Source organism: Prevotella scopos JCM 17725, assembly GCF_018127785.1.
In the GTDB taxonomy this organism is placed as follows: Bacteria; Bacteroidota; Bacteroidia; order Bacteroidales; family Bacteroidaceae; genus Prevotella; species Prevotella scopos.
The window spans coordinates 1,133,993-1,153,766 of record NZ_CP072390.1 but is presented as its reverse complement, the minus strand read 5'-3'; the positions used below and the strand labels follow the sequence as shown (position 1 = coordinate 1,153,766).

Genomic DNA, 19,774 nt, shown 5'->3' with positions numbered 1-19,774 from the left:
GTTACATATGACAAACGATTCGTTCGATAATATTTTAAAAAGTGGTCAAGGGCTATAACTAATTGGGAATAAGGTTTAAGGACTAATCTTAAGTAAAAAGAAAATTATGAGAAAGCATCGATTGGCAAAGTTTATTGCCACAACTCTTTTAGCATTCCTTGGTGTGGTAATAATAGTTGCATGTACCGATGGGAGTCGGAAAGTGGTTAAGGCTTTTCCTAAAAAGGATTCCGTTGTTGTTCAAAAGCAAACAGATTTACCTCAACGTGTCTTTAACAATTTGGAAACAGTCGTCGATACCGTTTACGATGATTGGCATGTTCTTATACAAACTGCGGATACCAAGAGGAAGATAAAATACTACAAGATGTTTGAAAAGAAACTTCTTGTTACCGTATCAAAGAAAGGTAAGCTACTCTTTGATAAAAAGGAATTTACGGTAAACGACTTTATTAGTACAGATAGTACCTATCAACTCTATGTTCGTCCTTCCATTGAGATTACTAACACTACGGCATACGTTTCTGTTGGTATATATCAAGCTGAGACAGATGAAGGCTTTCCTTTTGTATTAGCCTTCTCTAAAGGTGGAAAAGTTAAGTCTTATTCAATACCAAAGGCATGGGATCAGTCGGATTTAGCAACAGATTTTTATATTCGATATATCCACGAAGCACAGCAGAAACCAGTAGATAAATCATCGCTTATAAAGCTCGCCCACATCTATGGCAGTAGTAACTTTGTACAGCAGGTTACTAATAATGGATTTCAATCAATCTGTCCAACGAAAGTCTTCTCACGTCATCTTCGGAATATAGAGGTTGCATCTGAATTCATGGATTCTGGTGATAGTACTAAGATAAGAAGTAAAGTCTATTTTTATCTTCATGATACTTACACTCCATTTGACTCAGTGTATGTGGAAATGAAGCGTGATGACGAAGTTAATTATGGTTGTGTAATAGATAAGGTAATCCCTTAGTTGTTCCTTATATAGCAAAAGCAGGGGCGCACGATATGTACGTCCCTGCTTTTGTTATTATCTGTTTCTTAATTAAAATGCCCAACCGAAGCCGAGGTATGGATAGAAGAACGCTTTCTTAACTGCATTCTTCTCCCCAATAGTAAAAGAAGGACTGAAACCTGCACGGAACAGGAAACCCTTGTTAGATACGTGACGATAGCCGACGTTTCCAAAGATATAGTAGCCGAATTTGTTACGACTCTCATTGTAAGCCAGCCAGGTCTTTGTTCCTTCTGGAGTGTTATACTCTCCCACAGCATGCTTCTGTTGGTCAGCTGACAACGAAGACTTCGGACCATCTACAGACTCCACAAAGATACCGTGTATATTGTATATACCCACACTGGCACCCACACCAAGCTCAAGGTTGTTCTTTTGGCTACCTAAGAGATAGTTAACTTCCAATGGTACAGCATAACCACGTACGTCTGAACCTTCCCAGAAAATGCTGGAATTATGACCATAACCGAAGCTCAATCCGGCTCTCCAACCAAAACGTGTGTGGTCGTTGAAACGTGCATCATAGTTGATACCTGCAAGGTTTGATGCGCCCAATAGCTCCAAGTAAACGGCTTTGTTCTTTTCTAATCCATTAGTTTCCTGTGCTATAGCTGCTGTGTGCAAGCCAAGAAACAGTGCGAAAATAAGTAATTTCTTCATTCGTTTAGTTATATATGATAATTTGTTACAAAGGTATAAAAAAAAGCAACAATGACAAATAATGTGCTGAAGTTTTATAGCAATGGGATAAGTATGTAGTCGTTGTGTGAGTTTTTTAGATGTAAAGGGAGTTGGATTAGGATGTTTATGTTCGTGTGTATTGTGATAAATTTTCACACCTTCTATTTTTATTGATGCTTAATCTGCTATAAGACACTTGATAGTTACATCCGTGAACAAAAAGAGTCTTTTCAACTCCTTTTAATCAATGTGACTTGATGATTTTGTAATGATATTTCGTGCCTCTTTACGTTGTAGTAGAATATGCTTTCAGGTCAAGATAATGACCAGTTCTTATATAAGAATGCACGGCTCCTACATCCATTCATAATTGTTATTAGTGGAGTATGAGTCGTGTAGTCCTATATTTTTACAATAGCATTTGTTGCAATGTCAGTAGGATATAGCTTTTGTTATGCTGTCTATCAGTTCGTTTTAACTTATCAGAAAACGCTTTTAAAATGTGTTGTCCTCGTCCTCATCCTCATCAAAACCAAATAGAGCAGGATCGACAAAGGCATCCATCTGACGGCGATCCTTCTTGGTTGGGCGTCCTGTACCACGTGCTCTGTCAACGAATCCACTAATGCGGCTCATCTCTAAGAGTTCATACTGCTTAGCATCAGTCACATTCTCATAGACTTCAGGGATGAGTTTTGCACCAACACGCTGTTCAATCGGTTTGAGAACCTTGAACGAATAGGTGATAGGTGATTTCTTAACACTCACCACTTCGCCCGCCTTGATGGTGTGAGAAGGCTTTACGTTGATACCTTTTATTGTGACACGACCATTCTTGCAGGCGTCTGCAGCAATGGAGCGGGTCTTATAGATGCGGGCAGCCCATAGCCATTTGTCAATTCTTGCAATATCGTTCATAGTCTCATATTATATTAAAGAGGATGTGCGATTACTTCTTTCCGAGTTTGTTAAACTGGTTCATTGTGATGTCGAGACCAGCAAGGGCAAAGCTCTTGATGATGTCTACGCCTAAGTCGATAGCTGGCTGAAGTTCTTTCATCTCCTCGTCAGAGTAGCGACCCAGTACCCAGTCGACTTGTCCACCACGTGGATAGTCATTGCCAACACCCATACGTAGACGGGCATAGTTCTGTCCGATGAGTTGCTGGATATGGCCAAGTCCGTTGTGACCACCATTTGATCCATTTCCTTTCAAGCGGAAAGCACCTAATGGTAGGGCAACATCATCAGAGATAACCAAGAGTCGGCTTTGGTCAATATTCTCCTTATTAAGCCAGTAACGCACGGCATTTCCTGATAGATTCATGAATGTCGTAGGCTTCAGAAGAATAATCTTGCGGCCCTTGACCATTGTCTCTGCAACGAAGCCATAACGCTTATCCTCAAAAACAATATTGGACGCTTTAGCGAAAGCGTCCAATACCATAAATCCTGTATTGTGTCTGGTTCCCTCGTATTCATAGCCAGGGTTACCCAATCCACAAATCAAATACTTGTCCAATTCTTATATTGAATTAATTATTTTCGTTGAGATTACTATGCCTCAGCAGCAGCTGCAGCCTGTGCAGCCTGGATAGAGTTACGTGTAGCCTTGATAGAGCAAACTACAACCTCTTTCGGAGTTACCAACTCAAGACCCTCGAAACTCAACTCGCCAACCTTGATACTCTTACCAAGACGAAGTTCAGTAACGTTGATATCGAGGTGCTCTGGAATCTGTTGATAAGGAGCCTTAACGTTAATCTTACGGATAGACAGGTTCATACGACCACCATCGCGAACACCCTGCGCCAAACCAACGAGCTTAACTGGTACACCCATAACGATTGGCTTCTGGTCGTTCACCTCGTAGAAATCTACGTGAAGCAGAGCGTCTGTTACTGGGTGGAACTGGAGTTCCTTAAGAACTGCAGTACGTCTCTCACCATCAATAATCAACTCTACAACGTAGATGTGTGGTGTGTAAACCAATTTACGCAACTCAGACATAGGAGCAGTGAATGAGAAGGCAACTGGCTTGCCGTCCTTCTGTGCCTCACCATAGAGGTTACATGGGATTAAACCTTCCTTACGGAGCTGCTTTGAAGCTTTCTTTCCAAGGTCTGCACGCTTCTGACCTGTTACTTTGATTTCTTTCATAATTTTGTGTTACTCTAAATTAATATGAACTTTAATTCGCCATCACACACTGAGAGACTAAGGAATTGGAAATCTAATAAATATCACAACTTTCAATCCTCAATTTGCAAAAAGCGATGCAAAGTTACTTTTTTTCAATGGATTGAGCAAGTATTTTCTAAAAAAACATAGAAAAAGATATTAATGTTTGCACGTACGAAGGAAATTTCCTACATTTGCAAAATAAAGTATTCAATACGAAACACAACCTTTTAAAATAGACAATGATCAATAGGGAATTAATAAGAATTAAGATAGTCCAGTTAACCTATGCATACTATCAGAACGGTAACCGGAATATGGACAATGCTGAAAAGGAACTACTCTTCAGCTTGGCGAAAGCGTATGATCTTTACAATTACCTCTTGGCCTTAATCGTCTCAATCACGCAAGAGGAGCGCCATCGTGTGGAGATTGCTGCTACTCGTGCTACTCGTGAGGGGACAGAGGCTCCCTCAAGTCGTTTTGTAAACAATAAATTCGCCGTTCAGTTGGAAGAAAATAAGCAGCTTAATCTTTTCATGGAGTCGCAGAAGCGTCGCTGGGAAGATGATATGGAGGCTGTACGTAAACTCTGTGACCAGATAGAGCAGAGTACCATCTACCAAGAGTACATGAATAGCGATGATGATTCATACGAGGCAGACCGTGAGGTGTGGCGTAAGATATATCGTACACTCATACAGGAAAACCCAGACTTGGATGCAGTGTTAGAGGAGAAGAGCCTTTATTGGAATGATGATAAGGAGGTTGTTGATACCTTTGTCATCAAAACGATTAAACGCTTTGAGCCTGCCAATGGAGCTGATCAGGAACTGCTTCCTGAATATCGTGACGAAGAGGATCGTGACTTTGCACTGAAACTCTTCCGTTCAACTATCCTCAATGCTGATGACTATCAGCGTTACATGAGCGAGTCAAGTCGTAACTGGGATTTCTCTCGTTTGGCTTATATGGATGTTGTCATCATGCAGATTGCAATCGCAGAGATGCTAACGTTCCCAAATATTCCAGTGACAGTTACAATCAACGAGTATGTTGACTTGGCCAAGTTATACAGTACACCACGGAGTGGTGGCTATATCAATGGTATGCTTGATACGATTGCTCGTCATCTTATACAGACGGGTAAGATGATGAAGACAATGCCAGAACCTCGTCCACATCGTGCTCGTAATGAGCGTCAGGATATTAGAGCACCTCGTCGTGAGGGGCGTCGCCCAACAATTGCACAGACCTCTGCTCAACGTGTTGCCTATCGTCAGCAGCAAGAATCTGATCAAAGAAGAGAGAACGCTGAATAAGCAGAGAAGTAGGAATAAACGTATAGAAATAAAGGCTATATAGGCGTAACGAATAAAGACTACTTAGTGTCAGACGAGTTACTGCTTTTAAACCCTGAAATATCGTACGTGTCTTTCAACTCCTAACGCATATCTATCAATTAAGAACATAATAACTGATAAATAATGAATACAACATTAATCCTCGCAGCACAGGCTGCAAGTCAAGGCAGTTCAATGCCTATGATTATCATGATGGTGGCAATTTTTGCCATCATGTGGTTCTTTATGATTCGTCCACAACAGAAGAGACAGAAGGAAATTCGTGCTTTTCAGAATGCCCTTTCAGCAGGTGATTCAGTTGTAACTGGTGGTGGTATCTATGGAATTGTTAAGCACATTGACATAACAACCAATAAGGTTGATGTTGAGATAGCACGTGGCGTTGTTATCACTGTTGATAAAAACTACGTATTTGCAAATGTACAGGCTTCTCAGCAGGGACAGAATAAGTAGATCTTATTAGCAAAAAGAAGGAAAGCCTTTGATGAAAACGAGTAAATCGCTTCATACATTCAGTACATTCAGGAACTTCTTGTTGAGAATCTTCAACAAGGAGTTCTTGGTTTTTTTGTTTTTCTTGGTATTGAGTGGTGGATTCTGGTTGATTATGACACTGAACGAAACATACGAGCGTGAGTTTAGTATTCCCTTTCGTATGACTGACGTACCTCGTAATGTGGTCATTACCAGCGATCTTGATTCTGTTGTCCGCTTTACGGTGAGAGACAAGGGATATATGATAGCGTATTATGAACTTGATAATACTTTTCGTCCTATCGTTATTGATTATAGGCTCTATAATGATGGTCAGAGTAAGGGAAACATACCTGTTAATGATATTCAACGACAGATTTACCCTCAATTGTCCAAGAGCTCAAAGATAACGATGGTTAAGAATGGTAAGTTCTCATTCTCTTTCAACTTTGGTCGTCATAAGAAAGTGCCTGTACGCCTTTTAGGAACAGTCTCTCCAGGTGATAACTATTATCTTGCTCGTGTAGATTTCATTCCAGATAGCGTTCAGGTCTATGCAACTCGAAACGTGTTGGATAGTATTCAGACTGTTTACACTGAGCGACAGCAGCTAACCAACTTTACAGATGTCAAGGAGTTGACGGTTGATCTTCGTAAGTTTACGAATGCAAAGTGTATCCCATCACGGGTAAAGATGAAACTCTATCCCGATGTGCTAACAGAAGAGAGTGTTGAGGTTCCTATTGAAGCGATTAATATGCCTAACGATAAGGTGTTGCGTACTTTCCCAAGTAAGGTAAAGGTAAACTTTGTGGTGGGAGCCAATCGTATGCGTTCAATGCCGAAGAATGCAGAGACAAAGGAACTTCTCCCTGTAGGCTTTCGTGTTGTGGTTAATTATGAGGATTTACAGAAAAGTCATTCTGAGAAATGTCCTATCTATATCCTTAATTCTCCCAATGGCGTACGTAATGTGCGCCCAGCAATTAACACTGTTGATTACTTGATAGAACAGCGATGATCGTAGCATTGACTGGTGGTATTGGTAGTGGTAAGTCTTACGTTTGTAAACTTCTTGCTGAGCGGGGAATCTCTGTTTACGATTGCGATGCACATGCTAAAGACTTGATGAGAGCCTCTAAGACGCTACAAAAACAATTATCCGAACTTGTGGGTGACGAAGTATTTCGTGATGGACATTTGCAGAAAGCCATTCTTGCAGCTTACCTTCTTCAGAGTGAAGTACACGTTCATGCTGTCAATGCGGTTATACATCCTGCAGTAGCCCATGACTTTGAACAGTCGGGACAGACATGGCTTGAGAGTGCAATACTCTTTGATAGCGGTTTCGATAAGCGCACGCATATTGATAAAGTGGTATGTGTTACTGCACCAGAAGAAGAGCGTATTCGTCGAGTGATGATGCGAGATGGCATTAGCAGGGAAAAGACGCTTGAGTGGATAGCTCGTCAGCTGCCACAGGAAGAAGTGGCACAACGTAGTGATTATGAAATTGTCAATGATGGCATACAGTTACTCGTTCCGCAGGTTGACCAATTGCTTTCTCTTATTTCAGAATAATTAAATTATAAACAAGAATATAATAAAATGTTACAGACAATCCTTTCAATCGCAGGTAAGCCAGGTCTTTATAAACTGGTAAGCCGTGGTAAAATGAATCTTATCGTTGAATCGCTTGATGAAACTCACAAGCGTCAGCCAGCATTTGGCACAGACCGTGTGACGAGCCTTGCTGATATCGCTATGTTCACCGATACTGACGATGTTCCATTGGGTGAGGTGCTGGCAAAATTGCGCGATAAGGAAGATAGCAAGTTGCCTTCTTTGAACTGGCGTAAGGCATCTGCTAAGGAGTTGCAGAGCTACTTCGCAGAGGTGCTTCCTAACTTCGACCGCGATCGTGTACACACAAGCGATATCAAGAAGCTCCTTCAGTGGTATGAAATTCTCGTTAAGGCTGGTGTTACCAACTTTGAAGAGGATATGAAACCAACAGAGGGCGATAACATTGATGACAGATTGTAATATTACTTTCAAGTCAGAAAACGAAACAATAAAAGCACTGTGAGTTTGGTCACAGTGCTTTTTTCTTGCCTATTCTAAGGGTAATTGACGACTAACTAAAATCGTTTTGCATAATTACCACGAAAATACCAGTCTGGAGTGTCAAGGTATTTGATCTGTGGATTAATGCTGAACCATTGGTTAAAAATCTCAATTTCTTGCGCTGGCGTATAGCCTTGTGCAAGTAGGTAGACGGCTTCTCCCTTCTTGTTGACTGCTTTGTCTACAACAATGACAGTGTGTCCGGGATGACCACCGTTGATAATCACATCGCCAACTTGCAATTCTTTGCCTGTAATAATAGTTAACTCCTTTTCAAGTGAAGCTGTTCCTGCATACGTAAAGACGAGATTTAAATACTTACGGAATGTCTTATAAGAATAGTCTGCAGCTGTGTCCTTGCTATACCAGCACCGCCATGTCTTCTTATCAATGTGGATACGCTCTCCTTTTGCCCAACGAGCGTAATCAGCTCTGAAGCCATTGGTAAAGTTGAAGTGAATCTTGTCATACAGCTTTGTTTGCCAAAGCCATAAGGCTCTGAGGTAGATAACAGCGTCTGCACACTGTTCTACCTCTCCATGACCAAAGTCAATGTCTACAACCGCACCTGCATAATTTCGCTGTTTGATGCTACCATTATAATAATGTAAGTCGCTCCCAGCAGGTTTGAGTGGTAAGCCTCTAAGGAATGAGCCGAATGTACCCGCTGTTAACTTCACTTTCTCGTAACCCAAAGGAGGTGCTAAACGTTGTTGTTTGGCAGTGTGCGGTTGTTCAACGACAGCTTTCTCTGTGGACTGCTGCGGCTGTCCGTTGCTCTTTCCTGTGCAAGAGAGAAGGAATGCAGCCAGTATTATGGGGATTGTATGGCTTGTCTTAATCATTTCTCAATATGGTTTTTATAGTTTTCAACTGCAAATATACTTATAATTTGCAAACTTGTCAAATCGTTGTTCTTAAAAGCTGTTTATGTGTTCTCTTGTTTTTAAGCCGAAATAATGTGTCTTTTCACTATTCTTTTCAGCTGGTTTTATGTATGTTTATCTTTCTTTTTCAAGGGCAAAAGGTCATCTGTATAGATTTATTTTCACGAGTGAAAATATTTATTTACGTGAAAAGAAATATTTTTTTTCATGAAGAAAAATATTTCTGTTCGTGAAAATAATTTGCGAGAGTGTAGTTTCTATATGAAAAAGGTTGTCTGTTTAGGCTCTTTTTCTTATACTTTGAGTGCTTAATAGGTAGTGTTATAAAATGTAAGATAGTTGTTTGTATATACAAAAAGCCCCCAAACATGTTCTGTCAGGGGGCATATTCACTAATAACTAATCCTTTTTATTATTGTTCATCCGCTGGAAAACATCGGAGCAAAAACCTTTCATCAGGGTGTGGGAATTGTTTAGCCCACTGTTATCTGGCGTGCAACCTTCTGCTCCTCCACCTGAATCTTAGGTAAGGTGATGGTTAACACTCCATTTGCTACGCGTGCTGCAATACCATCTTTTTGGACATCGTCTGGTAAAATCAGTGTCTGTTCATACTTGCTGTATGCGAACTCACGACGGAGGTAATGAGCCTTCTGCTCGTTCTCCTCAGCTTTCTTCTCCATCTTGATGGTTAAATCGCCGTCGCTGTTGATGTTCACATCGAAGTCTTCCTTGCTCAAACCTGGTGCTGCAAGTTCTACGATATAATTGTTCTCCGACTCCAAAACGTTGATTGCTGGTGCTGTCGGATTTGCCTTAGGCATATTTGCTGTGTTCAAAAAGTCATTAAATACTTCTGGTAACCATGAATTCCTATACATAATTGTTATCTCCTTTACTTTAATATTTTGTTTTTATTTGTACTGACTATTAAGCAAGGAGCATACCATTGAAGAGAACATGACAAATTGACGGATGGTTGCGTCAATTTGTCTTGCTGGGCTAATATGTAGTACCCACAGCCCTCACTATTCAGTCACAATAGTGCTAAAGCCTTCACACTATAGCGACAGAAAGCAATATCAGGGCAAATACATACTCAGCATTTACCCTATCTTATTCATTGATTCCTAGGGAGTCTTTGTTACCTCTACGAAATAGAATTAATCGCTATTTTTTCAGAAGTAGTTCTTTTAGGACAACAGCGTTGTTATGTTCCTCATCGTGTGCTGCATAGAGTAGGGTAGCGTTAGGATGCTCCTTGATAGCAGCACGCAACTCGTCTAAGGCTCCAGTCGCAGTTAACTCTTCAAGATAACGTTTAGAAAATTCAGCAAATCGTTCTGGGTCATGACCAAACCACTTACGAAGATCATTACTTGGCGCAGCAGACTTCAGCCAGAGGTCTATTTGTGCCTTTGCTTTACTGAGTCCTCTAGGCCATAGTCGGTCAACGAGGATTCGATAACCATCGGTCTCTTCTACAGGATCATAAACACGTTTGATATTCATATTCTTATTCCAACATTAAAGCTCTCGGGAACATTATCTCGTTTTCAATATAGATATGTTCAAGGAGGTGGTCGCGGAATTCGCGGAGGTCAGCAAGTACCTTCACGTATTCAGAATCAGCACCTTCGGGAGCTGTATAATCATTTGTTAATTCTGCAATACGCTCATGGCGTTCTAGTTCGTCGCTATGGTCAGCCATCATCGCGTTGATAGGAAATTGAATCGAACCGCAATGGAAAGGTGCGTGCTCTTGTCCATACTCTGCTGCATTGAAAATGTCAATAATGTATGGGAAGAGGATGTTCTCTTCCTTCTGGCAGTGGAGGTCAAGGTCGGCAACACTATTGCGGAAATGATCTACCACACGGTCGATCTCAGGATGAGCAGCAGCGAGTGTGTTTAGTCTGAGGGCAAGTTCCTCCCCCTGCTTGCGAATGTAACGATGATGATTCTTCAGTACGTAGTCAATAAGCAGGTCGAGGTCCCATGCCTTAAAAGGGATTGAACTTTTAGAAAATGTTTGTGTCATTGTTATCTCTATTTTTATCTTGTTCTTATTATTTATTTGCAAAATTAAGTAAAACAACCGAGAATAAAGGGTAACATATGTGTCCAATGCGGATTAAAAAGTGTTAAAACTAGAGGATTAACAATATTCTTTGTAACTTTGTGACCATGGAAGATAATGTGTTGAAAGCACTCCGTTCTTGTCCTCTTTTTGCAGGAATGAGTGATATTGAAATAGAATTAACATTAGGCAATGTGAGCCATCAATTTGTCTCTCTGCCTTCCCATGAGGTTTATGCTCTGGCGGGTATGCCTTGTAAGTATGTTGACATTGTGGTGAGTGGCCGACTGATTTGCCGAATGGCTGCATTGTCAGGTAAGCAAGTGGAGGTAAGTCGATTACATAGTGGTAACATGGTTGCACCTGCTTTTATCTTTTCTAAGGATAGAAGTCTGCCTGTGAGTGTTGAAACAGAAGGTAAAGTACAACTTTTCCGTATGCGACCAGAGGAGTTGAAGCGTCTTTTAGATGTAGATGAGGCTATTCGTATGAATTTTATCCGTATCCTCTCAAACATAGATGTGTTCTTGACGCAGAAGATGAAGGTGCTCAGTCTGTTTACCGTACGTGAGAAGGTTGCCTATCTTTTGATGGAACGTGCAGGCGAGCAGGGGAGCAACGAGGTACATCTGGAACGTTCGCGTCAGGAGATAGCCGACTCCTTTGGCATTCAGAAGTTCTCATTACTTCGTGTTCTGTCTGACTTTGAGAAAGAAGGTGCAATAGAGATTCATGGTCGTGTTATCAAGATTCTTAATCGTAGGAAGATGTTAAAGTAGGTCTGCTTTATTCCTCAAGATGTTTTTATTTGTTCTATATAATAAGAATTAATGTTACTCAATATTTTATTTGTAGTCATCGGTATAGCGCTCGTTTTATGGGGTGCTGACCGCTTGACAGATGGTGCAGTGGCAGTTGCTGAGAAGATGAAGATGCCCCAGATTGTAATAGGATTGACCGTTGTTGCGATGGGGACAAGTATGCCAGAGTTCAGTGTTAGTCTTATCTCATCATTGAAGGGGACGACAGACTTAGCTGTGGGTAATATTGTAGGTTCAAACATCTTTAATGCTTTGCTCATCGTTGGTGTTTCGGCATTGGTTGCACCGATGATTATTCAAGAGACAACGGTAAGAAAGGATATTCCTTTTGCTCTCGTTTCTTCAACTTTGTTGCTGATAATGTGTCTTGATGGAAATATCAGTCGATTGGATGCAGGTGTTCTCTTTGTAATGTTCCTCATCTTTATGTATATGACACTTAAAGGAGCCAAGAAACAAGGTGCAGAGCAAGAGGCGGCTGTTGAGACTGGAGGAAAGAAGGAGATGGCAACGTGGCTATCTGTAGTATGGATTCTCGTCGGACTGATTTGTTTGATAGGAGGTAGTAACCTATTTGTTGAAGGTGCTACAGCTGTCGCAACAAATCTTGGTGTTTCTGAAGCGGTTATTGGTCTTACCATCGTTGCGGGAGGAACTTCTCTTCCAGAGTTGGCAACGAGTGTTGTGTCGGCTCGTAAAGGGAATAGCGGTATTGCTATCGGAAATGCACTCGGTTCCAATGTATTCAATATCCTTGCAATCCTTGGTGTTACAGGTATGATAACGCCAATGACACTGAAGGGTATAAGTTCATTCGACCTATCAATGCTGGTTATCTCCATTATACTTGTTTGGCTTTTCTCTTTTACAAAGTATAAAATTGAACGTTGGGAAGGAGCTGTGTTAACGGCTGTATTCGTAGGTTATATATACATCTTACTATAATCTCTTCTAGGTCTTTAGTAAAGTAGGGAAACTCTATGTAAGTACAAAGAACCTTTGAGTATAAGTTTACTTCTCTTTAAATGTAAAAACAGAGCCATATCTGAACTCTTCATTAGCTTCAGATATGGCTCTGTTAAAATGTATAGTTCTTGTAAACTCTCAGAGTGTCCGTGTTGAACTTTATCACTCCTCGAAAGAGTAGAAAGGTAAATCTATAAGAACCTTTTACTTTCTTGTTCCTTTACGTCTTTACCTTTTTACTTTTAATTCCGCCCTTTTATTTTTATTTCAGTTTCTCAGCCAATACTTCCTGCAATTTGTTCTCTCTGAGATCCATTGCAACAATCTTTCCCTGTGGGTCGATAAGGATGTTAGAAGGAATGCTACGGATGCCATATAGTGCTGATGCAGCTGATTCCCAACCCTTGAGGTCAGACATCTGAGGCCATGTCATGCCCAACTTTTCAACCGCAGCTGACCATTGCAACTTCTTGTTGTCGAAGCTAACACCAATAATCTCCAGACCTTTATCCTTGAATCGCTTGTATGCCTCAACGACGTTTGGCATCTCCTTGCGACAAGGACCACACCAGCTTGCCCAGAAGTCAACCAATACATACTTACCCTTACCAACCCAATCGCTAAGTTTAACCTGCTTGCCATTGAGGTCTTCCATTGTGAGGTCTTTATACATTGAGCCTGGTTGACGGAGTTTGTATGAATCGAACAACTGCTTTGGCTTTGCCATCTCTGGTTCATTGTAATAACCAGTCGTTGGGTCACATAGTTCCTTTAACTCATCGAACTCAAGGTCATACATGATTTTCGCAACGTATTTTGCTGGGAACTTTGTGTCTTTAAACTTCCTTGCTATCTCTAATGCAGTATTCTTCTGTATGTTATAAAGCGAGTCAGCTTTCTCCACAATTTCGTTCAGCTTAGCTTTCTCTGCATCGGTGATTGTCGTAGGATCTTTTTTTCCCAAAGCTTGATAATCAGCTTCAAGTTTTTTATACTGTGCCTCTATCTGAGACATTTTCTCTTCGTATGGCTTGATGTCTTGTGCATTTGCTGTGAAAACAGTTGTTGCCAATGCTGCCATTAAAATAATTTTCTTCATATTAATCATTCTTTTGATAAGACTGCAAAAGTAATGATTTTCTGCTTATCACAAGGGCAAATTATGATTTTTTATGCGTTTACGACCTTTTTATTTGTAATATGGAATATTGGAAGTCTTAATAGAACAAATCTATAGTAAACTTTCGGTTCTTCCGTTAAATGGATAGATATCTCTGATTAGTTATATATAAAAAGCTGGTATTATGTATCTTTGTAGTGACCAAACTTCAAGAACATGAATACCAGCATAATGCAAAACGCCTTAGGCGTCTCCCAACAAGATTGTCAGAATCTGCGCTACGAAGGTAATAACTTAGTTTTAGAAATCCAAACTCCAAAGGAAAAACTTTGCTGTCCTGTATGTGGGAGTCATAATATTAATCGTAACGGCAGTCATATTCGTCGCTTTGTAAGTGTTCCTATAGGTTTGAGCAAGACTTATATAGACATGCGTGTACAGCGTATTCAATGTCACGACTGTGGCTGTATCAAACAAGAAAACGTCGCCTTTGCGAAAGGGAAACGCCGGCACACAATAGCCTTTGCGAATATGGTGCTTGACTTGTCTCGCTTTGCTACAATCCAGGACATATCATGGTTTCTTCAGGTATCTTGGGATGTAGTGCGTAATATACAGATGGAGTTTCTGCAGTCGAATTACTCCAACCCAGACCTTTCTACTTTAAGGCGTATTTCCATTGATGAGTTTGCCACTCATAAGGGGCATGTATATAAGACCATAGTTGTAGATTTGGATAATGGTCATATTGTTTATGTCGGTGATGGCAATGGGAAGAATGCCCTTGATGGTTTCTGGGACCGTCTCGGCAAGGACAAAGAACATATACAAGCAGTGTGTACAGACCTTTCTGCAGCATATACAAGAGCTGTGAGTGAGCATCTTCCCAATGCAGCACTTGTAGTAGACCACTTTCATGTAACCAAGCTTATGAACGAAAAGCTGGACTTGCTAAGAAGACAGTTATGGCATGTGGAAAAGGACGTCAACAAGCGTAAAGTAATCAAAGGAACACGTTGGTTGTTGCTTAGAAATGGAAATGATATTTTTGATCATGCACACAGAAATAGACTGGAGAACGCCCTAAGCCTAAACCGTCCGCTAATGATTGCCTATTATCTCAAAGAAGATCTTAAGGAAATATGGAATCAGTGTAGTAAGCAAAAGGCTAAAGCTGTGTTGGATGAATGGGTAAAGCAAGCTATAGAATCCAAAATACAGCCATTAATGAAAATGGCGTCAACTATTAGAGCATACAAGACATATATATTAGCATGGTATGACCATTATATAACAAACGGAACTATAGAAGGAATTAACAACAAAATAAAGGTTTTGAAAAGACAGATATATGGGTTCAGAAATGAAGAATACTTCAAATTAAGACTATATGCACTGCATGATAGACGTCTACGCATTTAACGGAAGAACCAAATAAAGGCTACAAAATCTACACTTATCTTACATGGGTTATTCACACAACAAAAAGCTTATATTTAAGGGTTTACAATACTTTTTTATCAACAAGGAAGCCTGAAAAGTATAATACCATCACTCCAAATTCCGGAAGACCCATATATTTAACTCCTCAGTGTGAGAAAGTTGTTTTGAATGTGAATGGTGACATTCTTGACGATCACTTTGGAAATGGAAGCGGTGTACCTGTAGAACCAGTTAATCCTAAACCTGGTGATAAGGGTGATACAAATGGTGTAGATGGTTTCGAGGCCAAAGAGTCTGAATGGGGCGAAATCGCATTCACTCCATGGTCAGATTAAACCAATTAAAAAAAATCAGCAATTTAGTTTTCAAATCCAAATAAACTGATATTGCATATAATTAAGTGTGTTAGAATACTGATTCTATTGACAGATGAAATGTTTGTCCTTATAGTTCAGTATTTTAACACACTTTTCTTTTTCTACAGAAGTTAAGGCTATTTGGATAAAAATGTGTACCTTTGCAGCCACTTAATTGAATAGGGGTACTTGATCAACCCCCTTTAACAAAACAAGACAATGACAAAAAGTAAACAACAAGTGAGTGTGCTGTTTATGCTTTTCAGCATCCTCTTCTGCGTTTGCCTAATTGCAGCAAACATTCTTGAGACAAAGCAAATTTCAGTGTTAGGTATTTCATTGACAGGTGGATTGATTGTATTTCCAATCTCTTACATTATCAACGATTGTGTATGTGAGGTTTGGGGCTTCCAAAAAGCACGTCTGTTGATATGGACAGGCTTTGCGATGAACTTCTTCTTCGTGGCAATGGGTGCGTTGTGTGATTGGATTCCAGGTGCCCCCTATTGGACGAATGAAGCAGGATTCCATGCTATCTTTGGTTTGGCTCCACGTGTGGCAGCAGCCTCTTTCGTAGCTTTCATCGTGGGTTCATTTGCTAATGCCTATGTGATGAGTAAGATGAAGATTCGCGACAAGGGACGTAACTTCTCATTACGAGCAATTCTTAGTACTATTGTGGGTGAGAGTTTTGACTCTGTTATTTTCTTCCCATTAGCATTGGGCGGTGTTGTCCCAACAGAAGAACTCCCTAAACTCATGCTTTGGCAGGTATTATTGAAGACAGTTTATGAGGTTATCGCTCTTCCAATCACCATTCGTATAGTAAAGGCTTTGAAGGAACATGAGGGAGAGGATGCTTATGATAATGATGTAAACTATAGTATTTGGAAGATATTTGCATTAAGTTAAATAAAACACAAGTTAAGCCAATAACGTTTATTGCACATTAGGGTACTAAACTTATTGGCTTAATTTCTTTAAAAAGAAGAATATGGAAAGAGAAAAAGAAGGCTTAAAGTCATTAGGGTCAAAGACTCAATACAGAATGGATTATGCACCAGAGGTGTTGGAATCATTTGTTAACAAGCACCCTGATAATGACTATTGGGTACGCTTCAACTGTCCTGAGTTTACCAGTTTATGTCCTATTACAGGTCAACCAGACTTTGCAGAGATTCGTATTTCATACATCCCAGACGTACGAATGGTTGAGAGTAAGAGTTTGAAGTTATATCTTTTTAGTTTCCGTAACCACGGTGATTTCCATGAGGATTGTGTAAATACAATTATGAAGGACCTTATCAAGTTGATGGATCCTAAGTACATCGAGGTTACTGGAATCTTTACTCCACGTGGTGGTATCAGCATCTATCCATATGCTAACTATGGCCGTAAGGGTACGAAGTATGAGCAATTGGCTGAGCAAAGATTTATCACGCACGAATAAAGAAGTATGTTCCTTGTTCGTAACAAATGCTGATTATTATGACAACTAAGCGGATTGTATATTCTATCTTCTTACTTCACATCCTACTGTGCTTCAGTTGGTGGATATTGCACATGTGTCTGCCAGATGGTCTACGGCTCAATGTTGTCTTAGACAGCATATTGTATTATGGTATGCTCTGTACCCTTCCTATATGGTTTTATCCTATAGGGAGAGTCATCAGAAAGAGCCTAAACCATAATAAGCTGTTAGGTGTGTTGGTGATTATCCTCTCCAGTGTGGTTGTACTTGTTGGTGGATTTATAGCTCTGCTTGTTTTCACTTTTAGTGGTCCAAAGTCTGTATGGTATAAAGATAAGACTCATGTCATTACAGAAGGTTCTGCATTATCTATATATTCTTTCTTCGTGTGTGATAGGGGAGGAATAGTAGATAAGGTGAAGTATAAAGGGTTCACTGGTGGTTCACCGCTCATCCCTGATTCTGCACAATGGAAGTTCTATGACCAGTGGGGAGTACTGATGGCATGGTCGGATAATAAGCTTGATAAAGGCCGAGATATGAAGGCTTATAGCCTTTTTGTTATCGACCCCGTATTATATAATCGGCATCAAAAGGAAATCCTTAACCTGCGTAAGTCGTATCTTGCAAAGGAACAGAATTATATCCTCAAAGGGTTTCTTTCATATGGAGGAGGCTCTATTCCCGCCTATAAATTCAGATATAATACGAAGACACGGATAATGACTGTATCTGAATGGGATGGCTATTACCTGGAGGGCAATCGTATTAAATTGTCTAAAGAGGCGAATGATAGCGTCATAACGCTTATCCGTCAGCACCCTGAAGCACAGGTAAGAGATGGTGAGCATTATGATCGTTATGGGAAAGGGAAAATGTGTTCATTGCTCGAAGTAAATAATCGTACTATCTTTGATTGTGTTGAAAGTGATTTCTCGCGCATGCCTACCCCTTTCCGAAACATCATGCGATTGTTTGCGAGTAAGGATGTACAGGGGCGTGATCTATTGTTTAGTTTAGATAAGTCAAGGTGATTTGTCAATATTGAGTGCGCAACAAAACACACTATATACCCCTATTTTAGTTTCATTTTTGTTTGCTGTCATATTTAACATTTGTCGTAATAATCTAAATTATAGTGTATTACAAGTCGTAAGTGCATGACAGAAATGACAGTAAATGTGATTTTGCTTTGTTTCAGTGTTTGAGGCGATAATAAATTAGATAGAAAAGGTTGGACTAACCATTGGTAGTTCAACCTTTTCTGCTTTCTGTACTATATGATAGGAGTTGTATCTCCTAACGGCAAGACACCCTTCTCACATCGAGAAGGGCGTCTTGTTAGGGGGAAGAGAATATAGCTATGATAACAATTAGGGGCATAGCTCCTTATTCATGATAGCTATTTAGCTTTGAAAGATAGAACTTCTTAAAGTCGCTCCATCGATAGTAATATGGTGTAGAGGTCTTAGGAAGGGGTAGCGTAGCTTCCTCCTCGTTGAGTAAAACCTTCACAAGAACATCAGCTTTTGGATTCTTCGGATTCTTATAGAAAACAAACTGGATGTTAGCAGCCATAGGGACAATGCGTGTAGAACTCCAACCCTTTAGGGTAAGACTGTCAATGTCTGAAACCTTGATGTCATTGTTATTAAGATTCAGTAGGCACGTCAATGGCATAACCATCGTGTCATGACCGAAACGAAGGGTTGCACCTGGATGAGGGAGGGCAAGACAAGAATCAGCATCAGTGATAATCTTGCGCAAGAGATTACGCTGTGAGAAAGGTTGATTACCTCCGCTTTGTGGTGCACTGGCATAACGCAAGTACCACCAAGCATTGCTCCTCTGCCATAGTTGGTACAACTCATCGGCTGTAAAGAGGTTGTATAGCGAGAGCGAATGGCGTATCTCTGAGTTCTGAACAATGCTTGCTAAACTGAAAAGATCGAAGGTAAGCTGTCCTGCATCCACCTTCTTTGTCACGTATTCCTTATCCTTAAAGAGACGAGCCATCAATGGTTTGGTATCAATATTGCGTTTGCCCCACTCGTCAATCGTATTCTTTACAGCACTGCTATCCCTTTGATGAGAGAGTTTCTTGTCTGGCTGCTTCATAAAATACATGTCATGTGCGCTCGCATCATGCCTAATTCTCAACCGAGGGTTATGTCGAATCAGTTCCTGCAGTTCGTTCTCCATGGATAGAATACAGCGGATAACGTCCGTCGACTTGGCATCCACCCATACAGAATCACGGAATACAGATGGAAAACGACGATACATTCTTCGTGCAATCTGCTGATGCTGCTGTGCTCCTAATGGTGTCAGCTCTCCCCATCGTTTATAAGATTCTGTATACATGAGGCGTAATTTCTTCAAGATGTCCTTTCCTTCATTGGTCAACACACCAGCCGAATCAGCTTGCTGTAGGGTTTCTATAGGACGGAGATATTGTTGCTCATGAATGAGATAGCGTGACCCATGTCGCCCATAATGCGATAGATATACAGGAAGATAGCCTGAAGGAGCAGGCGTTAGCTTACCAGATGGTGCTGGGTAAGCAAGATAATTGTTGGCAGAAAGTTCAGGATGCTCACTGATCTGCTTCCTGAATGATTGTGCTGTGACGTGTAACGATGCGGAGAAGGTTAACGCACAAAGCAAGATAAGTTGTTTTTTCATATCGTTGTGATTTGATCTAAACTACTATGCAAAGGTAATCATTTTCTATAAACATACATAATAAGTGATGTGTTAATCCCCCGGAAATCAACTG

The 19,774-nt window shown here is 40.4% G+C and carries 23 protein-coding genes; 13 read left to right on the top strand and 10 right to left on the bottom strand.

All coding sequences use genetic code 11. The features are described from left to right. The first annotated feature begins 106 nt into the window (after positions 1 to 106). Complete coding sequence (locus J4856_RS10270) at positions 107 to 982, top strand: hypothetical protein (protein ID WP_025839188.1); 876 nt, start codon at positions 107 to 109, stop codon at positions 980 to 982. A 72-nt stretch (positions 983 to 1,054) separates the two neighbouring features. Here J4856_RS10270 and J4856_RS10265 read toward each other — a convergent pair whose 3' ends face one another. The 4 genes from J4856_RS10265 to J4856_RS10250 form a co-directional block, all read right to left on the bottom strand. After that, complete coding sequence (locus tag J4856_RS10265) at positions 1,055 to 1,633, bottom strand: hypothetical protein (RefSeq protein WP_025839190.1); 579 nt, start codon at positions 1,631 to 1,633, stop codon at positions 1,055 to 1,057. A gap of 567 nt (positions 1,634 to 2,200) precedes the next feature. Beyond that, positions 2,201 to 2,623: an RNA-binding S4 domain-containing protein gene (locus J4856_RS10260; protein WP_025839191.1), complete on the bottom strand. Its 423-nt coding sequence runs from the start codon at positions 2,621 to 2,623 to the stop codon at positions 2,201 to 2,203. 31 nt (positions 2,624 to 2,654) lie between these two features. After that, entirely contained in the window at positions 2,655 to 3,227 is a 573-nt protein-coding gene (pth, locus tag J4856_RS10255) for an aminoacyl-tRNA hydrolase (RefSeq protein WP_025839194.1), read from the bottom strand. Positions 3,228 to 3,262: 35 nt separating this feature from the next. Then, complete coding sequence (locus J4856_RS10250) at positions 3,263 to 3,865, bottom strand: 50S ribosomal protein L25/general stress protein Ctc (protein WP_025839196.1); 603 nt, start codon at positions 3,863 to 3,865, stop codon at positions 3,263 to 3,265. A 263-nt stretch (positions 3,866 to 4,128) separates the two neighbouring features. Here J4856_RS10250 and nusB point away from each other — a divergent pair, with 263 nt between their 5' ends. From nusB to J4856_RS10225, 5 genes are all read left to right on the top strand, one after another. Then, positions 4,129 to 5,208, top strand: coding sequence for a transcription antitermination factor NusB (nusB, locus tag J4856_RS10245; RefSeq protein WP_025839198.1), 1,080 nt, complete (start codon positions 4,129 to 4,131; stop codon positions 5,206 to 5,208). A gap of 165 nt (positions 5,209 to 5,373) precedes the next feature. Further along, positions 5,374 to 5,703: a preprotein translocase subunit YajC gene (gene yajC, locus J4856_RS10240; protein ID WP_025839200.1), complete on the top strand. Its 330-nt coding sequence runs from the start codon at positions 5,374 to 5,376 to the stop codon at positions 5,701 to 5,703. A 31-nt stretch (positions 5,704 to 5,734) separates the two neighbouring features. After that, positions 5,735 to 6,745 carry a CdaR family protein gene (locus J4856_RS10235; RefSeq protein ID WP_025839202.1) on the top strand — a complete coding sequence of 337 codons (1,011 nt, stop codon included), beginning with the start codon at positions 5,735 to 5,737 and terminating at the stop codon, positions 6,743 to 6,745. Then, positions 6,742 to 7,305, top strand: a complete 564-nt coding sequence (coaE, locus tag J4856_RS10230; RefSeq protein ID WP_025839203.1) for a dephospho-CoA kinase — start codon at positions 6,742 to 6,744, stop codon at positions 7,303 to 7,305. Before J4856_RS10235 ends, coaE begins: the two co-directional genes overlap by 4 nt. 27 nt (positions 7,306 to 7,332) lie before the next feature. Then, positions 7,333 to 7,770 (top strand): DUF5606 family protein, encoded by a 438-nt coding sequence (locus tag J4856_RS10225; protein WP_065367748.1) that lies wholly within the window; start codon positions 7,333 to 7,335, stop codon positions 7,768 to 7,770. A gap of 95 nt (positions 7,771 to 7,865) precedes the next feature. Here J4856_RS10225 and J4856_RS10220 read toward each other — a convergent pair whose 3' ends face one another. The 4 genes from J4856_RS10220 to J4856_RS10205 form a co-directional block, all read right to left on the bottom strand. Then, the gene (locus tag J4856_RS10220) at positions 7,866 to 8,693 is read right to left on the bottom strand and encodes a DUF4846 domain-containing protein (RefSeq protein ID WP_065367871.1); all 828 of its coding nucleotides are present in this window, start codon (positions 8,691 to 8,693) and stop codon (positions 7,866 to 7,868) included. 518 nt (positions 8,694 to 9,211) lie between these two features. Next, positions 9,212 to 9,619, bottom strand: a complete 408-nt coding sequence (locus tag J4856_RS10215) for an Hsp20/alpha crystallin family protein (RefSeq protein WP_025839208.1) — start codon at positions 9,617 to 9,619, stop codon at positions 9,212 to 9,214. A gap of 289 nt (positions 9,620 to 9,908) precedes the next feature. Next, on the bottom strand, positions 9,909 to 10,250 hold the full coding sequence (locus J4856_RS10210) for a DUF488 domain-containing protein (protein WP_025839210.1): 342 nt from the start codon (positions 10,248 to 10,250) through the stop codon (positions 9,909 to 9,911). 4 nt (positions 10,251 to 10,254) lie between these two features. Continuing rightward, positions 10,255 to 10,779: a hemerythrin domain-containing protein gene (locus J4856_RS10205; RefSeq protein WP_025839211.1), complete on the bottom strand. Its 525-nt coding sequence runs from the start codon at positions 10,777 to 10,779 to the stop codon at positions 10,255 to 10,257. Positions 10,780 to 10,925: 146 nt separating this feature from the next. On the opposite strand from J4856_RS10205, the gene J4856_RS10200 reads away from it, so the two are divergent. Then, positions 10,926 to 11,597 carry a Crp/Fnr family transcriptional regulator gene (locus J4856_RS10200; protein ID WP_025839213.1) on the top strand — a complete coding sequence of 224 codons (672 nt, stop codon included), beginning with the start codon at positions 10,926 to 10,928 and terminating at the stop codon, positions 11,595 to 11,597. Positions 11,598 to 11,648: 51 nt separating this feature from the next. Then, complete coding sequence (locus J4856_RS10195; protein ID WP_025839215.1) at positions 11,649 to 12,584, top strand: calcium/sodium antiporter; 936 nt, start codon at positions 11,649 to 11,651, stop codon at positions 12,582 to 12,584. A gap of 283 nt (positions 12,585 to 12,867) precedes the next feature. On the opposite strand, the gene J4856_RS10190 is transcribed toward J4856_RS10195, so the two are convergent. Beyond that, positions 12,868 to 13,704, bottom strand: coding sequence for a peroxiredoxin family protein (locus tag J4856_RS10190; protein ID WP_025839216.1), 837 nt, complete (start codon positions 13,702 to 13,704; stop codon positions 12,868 to 12,870). Between the two features lie 237 nt (positions 13,705 to 13,941). On the opposite strand from J4856_RS10190, the gene J4856_RS10185 reads away from it, so the two are divergent. The 5 genes from J4856_RS10185 to J4856_RS10165 all read left to right on the top strand — a co-directional run bounded on the left by J4856_RS10185 (position 13,942) and on the right by J4856_RS10165 (position 18,029). After that, positions 13,942 to 15,147: an ISL3 family transposase gene (locus J4856_RS10185; protein WP_065367749.1), complete on the top strand. Its 1,206-nt coding sequence runs from the start codon at positions 13,942 to 13,944 to the stop codon at positions 15,145 to 15,147. A 191-nt stretch (positions 15,148 to 15,338) separates the two neighbouring features. Further along, entirely contained in the window at positions 15,339 to 15,503 is a 165-nt protein-coding gene (locus J4856_RS10180) for a hypothetical protein (RefSeq protein ID WP_234967324.1), read from the top strand. Between the two features lie 240 nt (positions 15,504 to 15,743). Continuing rightward, positions 15,744 to 16,436 (top strand): queuosine precursor transporter, encoded by a 693-nt coding sequence (locus J4856_RS10175; protein WP_025839872.1) that lies wholly within the window; start codon positions 15,744 to 15,746, stop codon positions 16,434 to 16,436. A gap of 82 nt (positions 16,437 to 16,518) precedes the next feature. Further along, positions 16,519 to 16,974 carry a preQ(1) synthase gene (queF, locus tag J4856_RS10170; protein WP_013264236.1) on the top strand — a complete coding sequence of 152 codons (456 nt, stop codon included), beginning with the start codon at positions 16,519 to 16,521 and terminating at the stop codon, positions 16,972 to 16,974. Positions 16,975 to 17,012: 38 nt separating this feature from the next. After that, positions 17,013 to 18,029 (top strand): endopeptidase, encoded by a 1,017-nt coding sequence (locus tag J4856_RS10165; RefSeq protein ID WP_234967323.1) that lies wholly within the window; start codon positions 17,013 to 17,015, stop codon positions 18,027 to 18,029. A gap of 355 nt (positions 18,030 to 18,384) precedes the next feature. Here the strand turns inward: J4856_RS10165 and J4856_RS10160 are convergent, their stop codons facing one another. Then, entirely contained in the window at positions 18,385 to 19,680 is a 1,296-nt protein-coding gene (locus J4856_RS10160; RefSeq protein WP_025839870.1) for a histidine-type phosphatase, read from the bottom strand. Positions 19,681 to 19,774 lie beyond the last annotated feature (94 nt).

Bases quoted from the DNA above. Each gene is read 5' to 3' on its own strand.
- J4856_RS10270 (WP_025839188.1), top strand. From the start codon at position 107: ATGAGAAAGCATCGATTGGCAAAGTTTATTGCCACAACTCTTTTAGCA.
- J4856_RS10260 (WP_025839191.1), bottom strand. From the start codon at position 2,623: ATGAACGATATTGCAAGAATTGACAAATGGCTATGGGCTGCCCGCATC.
- J4856_RS10250 (WP_025839196.1), bottom strand. From the start codon at position 3,865: ATGAAAGAAATCAAAGTAACAGGTCAGAAGCGTGCAGACCTTGGAAAG.
- nusB (WP_025839198.1), top strand. From the start codon at position 4,129: ATGATCAATAGGGAATTAATAAGAATTAAGATAGTCCAGTTAACCTAT.
- yajC (WP_025839200.1), top strand. From the start codon at position 5,374: ATGAATACAACATTAATCCTCGCAGCACAGGCTGCAAGTCAAGGCAGT.
- J4856_RS10235 (WP_025839202.1), top strand. From the start codon at position 5,735: ATGAAAACGAGTAAATCGCTTCATACATTCAGTACATTCAGGAACTTC.
- coaE (WP_025839203.1), top strand. From the start codon at position 6,742: ATGATCGTAGCATTGACTGGTGGTATTGGTAGTGGTAAGTCTTACGTT.
- J4856_RS10225 (WP_065367748.1), top strand. From the start codon at position 7,333: ATGTTACAGACAATCCTTTCAATCGCAGGTAAGCCAGGTCTTTATAAA.
- J4856_RS10215 (WP_025839208.1), bottom strand. From the start codon at position 9,619: ATGTATAGGAATTCATGGTTACCAGAAGTATTTAATGACTTTTTGAAC.
- J4856_RS10210 (WP_025839210.1), bottom strand. From the start codon at position 10,250: ATGAATATCAAACGTGTTTATGATCCTGTAGAAGAGACCGATGGTTAT.
- J4856_RS10205 (WP_025839211.1), bottom strand. From the start codon at position 10,779: ATGACACAAACATTTTCTAAAAGTTCAATCCCTTTTAAGGCATGGGAC.
- J4856_RS10200 (WP_025839213.1), top strand. From the start codon at position 10,926: ATGGAAGATAATGTGTTGAAAGCACTCCGTTCTTGTCCTCTTTTTGCA.
- J4856_RS10195 (WP_025839215.1), top strand. From the start codon at position 11,649: ATGTTACTCAATATTTTATTTGTAGTCATCGGTATAGCGCTCGTTTTA.
- J4856_RS10190 (WP_025839216.1), bottom strand. From the start codon at position 13,704: ATGAAGAAAATTATTTTAATGGCAGCATTGGCAACAACTGTTTTCACA.
- J4856_RS10185 (WP_065367749.1), top strand. From the start codon at position 13,942: ATGAATACCAGCATAATGCAAAACGCCTTAGGCGTCTCCCAACAAGAT.
- J4856_RS10175 (WP_025839872.1), top strand. From the start codon at position 15,744: ATGACAAAAAGTAAACAACAAGTGAGTGTGCTGTTTATGCTTTTCAGC.
- queF (WP_013264236.1), top strand. From the start codon at position 16,519: ATGGAAAGAGAAAAAGAAGGCTTAAAGTCATTAGGGTCAAAGACTCAA.
- J4856_RS10165 (WP_234967323.1), top strand. From the start codon at position 17,013: ATGACAACTAAGCGGATTGTATATTCTATCTTCTTACTTCACATCCTA.
- J4856_RS10160 (WP_025839870.1), bottom strand. From the start codon at position 19,680: ATGAAAAAACAACTTATCTTGCTTTGTGCGTTAACCTTCTCCGCATCG.